Genomic DNA, 4,843 nt, shown 5'->3' on the forward strand with positions numbered 1-4,843 from the left:
GGATGCATGGCTGACCGTGGAACCCGCCCCTACAGCCGTACTGCTAAGAGTCGGGCATAATATGATTTCACCAATAGACGTTGCCACCTTCTAGCCTTTGCATCCTGTCCCGATTTAGCTGCTTGAAATATACTCTTTTGGAGCTTGAAAACTTTCCGTTGAACCTTAGTCCATGGGATGACTTTCCATGCGTTGTTCGTAGTCTTGATTGGTTTTGGTTTCCCAAACCCTTTCTTTAAACTCGATTAGGGGTCGAGAATGGAGTCACCTCCATCCCCTCCCATTCAGAACCGTACATGAGACTTTCACCTCATACGGCTCCTAGTCTGACTATTCCATTGTTATGGACACAGCGTTGGCATTATCGAGCGCCGTCTTATCATCGCGGGTGTGGCGATGTAGCAGTTGAAGATTTTTGTATTCATCCTTTCCGCCTTGACTTCTAGGTACAATGTGGTCTACCTCAACTAATTCTGATGGGGTAAAGTATTGCCCACACCAGGTACATCTACCTTTTTGCTTTTTGAGTAATTTTGCTACCCTAATTGGCGTGTCGATTGCTTGTCCTTTCCTGGTTGCCCAATAAGTCCAATTTCCGTCATATGGTGTTGCGTCGGGGCGTATTAGGGTGTGTCTGACAATCGGAGTCCAGTTATGTTTCCATAGTTGGAATCCATCATTGGTCTTGAATAACCAAGATTCATGTCTTTCTTTCCCATTACTAAGTTTAACCGTTCCATTTCTGAAATAGTTTCTAAGCTTATCATGGCTTGCCTCTCCGCATCTTGATACTGTCCATGCCCGTAACATTTGCCAGATTATATTGTCTAGTTTAGTGAAGGTCTCTGCTGAGACTACCGCTGAATAATAGTTTGACCATCCCCGAATAATCGGGTTTAGTTTACTAATCAGGGCTGACTGAGGTGCGGTTTTATGTTGTTCTATTACACCTTTAATCACTTCTGTGTGGGCAACTGCTTTTTGGCTGGGTTTTATGAGGGTTTTATGTCCGATTAATCGGCTTGTGGGTCACCCTGTTTTTCCAGACTTGTATTTTCCTACTGGGTATTGCCTGATATTGAATCCTAGAAAGTCGAACCCTGGTTTCTCTGTTTTATCATCATACTCAATAGGTTTGAGCGTGTGACATATTCGAGTTTTTTCAGGTTTTATTTCTAAGCCTACAGGTTTAAGCCATTCGGTGATTGCAGTTTGGCACTGTTCAATGATTCCTAGGTCTTCTGAGATGACCACAAAATCATCGGCGTATCTTATGACTCTCGCAAAAGGGCGATAGTTTGATTTCCTAGGATACAGTTTTTCAATTAACCTAATCATACCCAACAGTGCGATGTTRGCGAGTATTGGACTTATTACCCCTCCTTGAGGTGTCCCTGCTTCTGTATCCTCGAATACACCGTTATCTAGCACTCCCGCTTTGAGCCATTGTTTCAGGTCTCTTTTTAGGCKGCTTGGACAATGAATTTTGGACAGTAGGTAATCATGGTTCACGGTAAGAGCATTTTGCTATATCGGCATCGAGAACATAATATTGTCCTCGATTTATGGCAATATAAATTCTGCCAATTGCGTCATGGGCGGACCGTCCGGGACGGAACCCGTAGCTTGTACCTTCAAATCTCGATTCCCATTCAGGTTCGAGAGCCGACTTGACCAAGGCTTGCCTTGCTCTATCTTGGATTGTGGGTATTCCTCATCAAGCTTTAATCATCCCTACCAGGCTTTGGAATCCAAAACCACTGCGACGGGTGTGGATWCCAAAACCTGGWAGGGATGAAAAAAGCTGGAATAGGAATTCCCACAATCCAAGATAGAGCRAGGCAAGCCTTGGTTAAGTCGGYTCTCGAACCTGAATGGGAATCGAGATTTGAAGGCACAAGCTACGGGTTCCGTCCCGGACGGTCAGCCCATGACGCAATTAGCAGAATTTACACTGCCATAAATCAAGGACAATATTATGTTCTTGATGCTGATATAGCAAAATCCTCTTACCGTGAACCATGAATACCTACTGTCCAAAATTCATTGTCCAAGCCGCCTAAAAAGAGACCTGAAACAATGGCTCAAAGCGGGAGTGCTAGACAACGGTGTATTCGAGGATACAAAAACAGGGACACCCCAGGGAGGGGTAATAAGTCCAATACTCGCCAACATCGCACTGTTGGGAATGGGAAGGTTAATAGGAAAAATGTATCCCAAAAACAACAAACCATATACCATGGCAATAAGATATGCCGATGATTTTGTAGTCATATCCAAAGACTTAGGAATCATTGAACAGTGCAAAACTGCTATCTCTGAATGGCTAAAGCCTATTGGATTAGAGATTAAACCTGAAAAAACTCGAATCTGCAATACACTCAAATCTATTGAGTATAATGGCAAAACAGAGGAACCCGGATTTGATTTCTTAGGTTTCAAGATTAGGCAATATCCCGTAGGAAAATACAGAACTGGGATGACTCCATATGGGAAACCATTAGGACATAAAACTCATATAAAACCCAGTCAAAAAGCAGTTGCCCACACAGAAGCGATAAAAGATGTAATCAAACAATATAAAACAGCACCTCAGTCAGCCCTAATTAACAAACTGAACCCAATTATTCGGGGATGGTCAAACTATTATTCAGCGGTAGTCTCAACAGAGACCTTCAACAAGCTAGACTTCATAATYTGGCAAATGTTACGGGCATGGACAAAATCAAGATGCCAAAAGGCAAGTTACGAAAAGCTAGGAAACTATTTCAGACATGGAATGGTTAAACTTAGCAATGGGAAAGAAAGGCATGAATCTTGGTTATTCCAGACCAAAGATGGAATCCAATTATGGAAACATAAGTGGACTCCAATTGTCAGACACACCCTAATACGCCCGGAAGCAACACCATACGACGGAAATTGGACTTACTGGGCAAACAGGAAAGGACAAGCAATCGATACGCCAAATAGAGTTGCAAAACTACTCAAGAAACCAAAAGGTAGATGTACCTGGTGTGGGCAATTCTTTACCCCGTCAGACTTTATTGAAGTAGACCATATTGTACCTAGAAGCCAAGGCGGAAAGGATGAATACAAGAATCTTCAACTATTACATCGCCATTGTCACGATGATAAAACAGCTCTTGATGAAGAGATGATGCTGTACTCTTAACAAGGAGACGGTCAAACTAGGAGCCGTATGAGGTGAAATTCTCATGTACGGTTCTGCTGCTGAATGGGAGGGGTAGACCGTGAGGTCTATCTCGACCCCTAATTCAGCAATGAGCGGTCGCCTATGACAAACTTCAGAATTCCAGGCAGTTTGGTATTCACAACTGTCCAGACCCAGATGGNTTTTTTTTGAACCCACAAAAGTCTGAAGCTCATCAATTTGAGCTATTTCAGGAATTTCATAGTTTTCCTCATCACATCTGGGTTTCTGCAACTCTAACCCAGTTAAGTATTGTGTTGTGAGAAATACCAGTGACTCTCTCAATGGCTCGAAATCCCATGCCATTGAGGGACATTTTCACACAAAGCTCTTTGACATCAGAACTGTAACCTCCAGGACAGGGATTTTCTCGAAATTGGCGACCACATTCACGGCACAGGTAACTCTGTTTTCCCTGACGATGACCATTTTTGACTACTTTATGGCTTTGGCAATAAGGACAATCCATCTTGATTTATTTGAGAATATCATTTTCTATTATGCAACACCTACAAAGCCAAGCCAACAGCTATGGGGTAGGTTCAGAAAAGCCAGCATTGATATTTGGTCAGCGGGACTCGGACTATCAGTCTGGGTAAGGACTGGAAGACTCCAAGAGAGTGTATCTCGCCACGCTAACCCTCAACCCCCCGAGAACCGCCCTAGGGGAAAAAGCCCAAAAATTATCAATCATAGGGTCTGGGAAATGTCCCCCTTTATCCACAGGGCTAAGTCGGGAGGATAGCCCAAAATATTCCGTAACCAGGATAACTGCTACAACTACCAGGAGAAATTATGTCCGATATAACTAAAGAAGAAATGCGCGAAAAATTAGCTAATATTGAGAAAATTCGCGATATTATTTTTGGTTCTAATATCCGGGAGTTTAATAACCGCTTCGAGAAAATGGAGTCGGATTTATCTAGGCTTCAGCAAGAATTTCATGATTATGCACAACAGCTAAAAAGTGTTTTTTCGACTGACATTAGGGCGACTAACGAAGCCTTTGATAAAAAGTTTAAATCTCTAAGTACAGAGAGTAAAGAAGAAGCCCCGGAACTGCGACAGCATCTTGAGAGAATCAATCGTAAGTTTTCTAACAGTATTGAATCTTTGGATCAATCTCTGGATACTCAAACTAACCTGCTCCGTGATGAATTCAACCAAACTAGCAAACTAGAGATAGGTGGCAAGAAGACTTTAGGAATTTAACAAGTGAGGTATTTTAACAACTTTATCAACGTTTGTCGATGAGGGGAAATGACAAAGTTTCTAAACATGATATGGCAGAAATACTGTTGGAAATGGGGATGAAGCTAAAGGGGACGGAGTTTGTGCCACAGCTTCAAGATGCGGCGGATACTAATATGTATACTGATATTTAATTGATTAGGGGTCGAGATAGACCTCACGGTCTACCCCTCCCATTCAGCAGCAGAACCGTACATGAGACTTTCACCTCATACGGCTCCTAGTTTGACCGTCTCTTTGTTAAGAGTACAGCAACATCTCTTTCATCAAGAGCTGTTTTATTGTCGCGGGTGTGGCGATGTAATATTTGAAGATTCTTGTATTCATCCTTTCCGCCTTGGCTTCTAGGTACAACGTGGTCTACTTCAATTAAGTCTG

General features: G+C 42.6%; 7 protein-coding genes and 2 pseudogenes. 4 read left to right on the forward strand and 5 right to left on the reverse strand.

What is annotated here, in order from left to right; all coding sequences use genetic code 11:
* Positions 1-29: 29 nt before the first annotated feature.
* From B9T16_RS25775 to B9T16_RS25785, 3 genes and pseudogenes are all read right to left on the reverse strand, one after another.
* A complete protein-coding gene (locus B9T16_RS25775) occupies positions 30-209 on the reverse strand; it encodes a reverse transcriptase N-terminal domain-containing protein (RefSeq protein WP_071941250.1) in 180 nt (59 codons plus the stop codon).
* 121 nt (positions 210-330) lie between these two features.
* Positions 331-1,512: pseudogene (locus tag B9T16_RS25780) on the reverse strand (group II intron reverse transcriptase).
* Positions 1,502-1,711: an RNA-directed DNA polymerase gene (locus B9T16_RS25785; protein ID WP_410246104.1), complete on the reverse strand. Its 210-nt coding sequence runs from the start codon at positions 1,709-1,711 to the stop codon at positions 1,502-1,504. The pseudogene B9T16_RS25780 and the gene B9T16_RS25785 overlap by 11 nt, the downstream one beginning before the upstream one ends.
* Positions 1,712-1,794: 83 nt before the next feature.
* On the opposite strand from B9T16_RS25785, the gene B9T16_RS25790 reads away from it, so the two are divergent.
* Together B9T16_RS25790 and B9T16_RS25795 are read left to right on the forward strand one after the other, a co-directional pair.
* Positions 1,795-2,025: a reverse transcriptase domain-containing protein gene (locus tag B9T16_RS25790; protein ID WP_410246101.1), complete on the forward strand. Its 231-nt coding sequence runs from the start codon at positions 1,795-1,797 to the stop codon at positions 2,023-2,025.
* Positions 2,015-3,175: a group II intron reverse transcriptase gene (locus tag B9T16_RS25795; protein ID WP_410246102.1), complete on the forward strand. Its 1,161-nt coding sequence runs from the start codon at positions 2,015-2,017 to the stop codon at positions 3,173-3,175. Before B9T16_RS25790 ends, B9T16_RS25795 begins: the two co-directional genes overlap by 11 nt.
* Before the next feature lie 104 nt (positions 3,176-3,279).
* Here B9T16_RS25795 and B9T16_RS25800 read toward each other — a convergent pair.
* Positions 3,280-3,683, reverse strand: a pseudogene (locus tag B9T16_RS25800) (IS1 family transposase); the annotation flags it as partial.
* Between the two features lie 326 nt (positions 3,684-4,009).
* Here B9T16_RS25800 and B9T16_RS25805 point away from each other — a divergent pair.
* Both B9T16_RS25805 and B9T16_RS25810 read left to right on the forward strand, forming a co-directional pair.
* Positions 4,010-4,426, forward strand: a complete 417-nt coding sequence (locus B9T16_RS25805) for a hypothetical protein (RefSeq protein WP_006615921.1) — start codon at positions 4,010-4,012, stop codon at positions 4,424-4,426.
* Positions 4,427-4,464: 38 nt separating this feature from the next.
* On the forward strand, positions 4,465-4,599 hold the full coding sequence (locus B9T16_RS25810) for a hypothetical protein (protein ID WP_410246103.1): 135 nt from the start codon (positions 4,465-4,467) through the stop codon (positions 4,597-4,599).
* A gap of 86 nt (positions 4,600-4,685) precedes the next feature.
* On the opposite strand, the gene B9T16_RS25815 is transcribed toward B9T16_RS25810, so the two are convergent.
* The coding region (locus tag B9T16_RS25815) for an HNH endonuclease (RefSeq protein ID WP_410246105.1) at positions 4,686-4,843 on the reverse strand (158 nt) is incomplete at its 5' end.

The sequence above is a fragment of the Arthrospira sp. PCC 8006 genome, from assembly GCF_046480465.1.
Lineage (GTDB): Bacteria > Cyanobacteriota > Cyanobacteriia > Cyanobacteriales > Microcoleaceae > Limnospira > Limnospira platensis.

What these genes read in the sequence shown, in the direction of transcription:
- B9T16_RS25810 (WP_410246103.1), top strand. Translation starts at nt 4,465, where the DNA reads ATGAGGGGAAATGACAAAGTTTCTAAACATGATATGGCAGAAATACTG.
- B9T16_RS25805 (WP_006615921.1), top strand. Translation starts at nt 4,010, where the DNA reads ATGTCCGATATAACTAAAGAAGAAATGCGCGAAAAATTAGCTAATATT.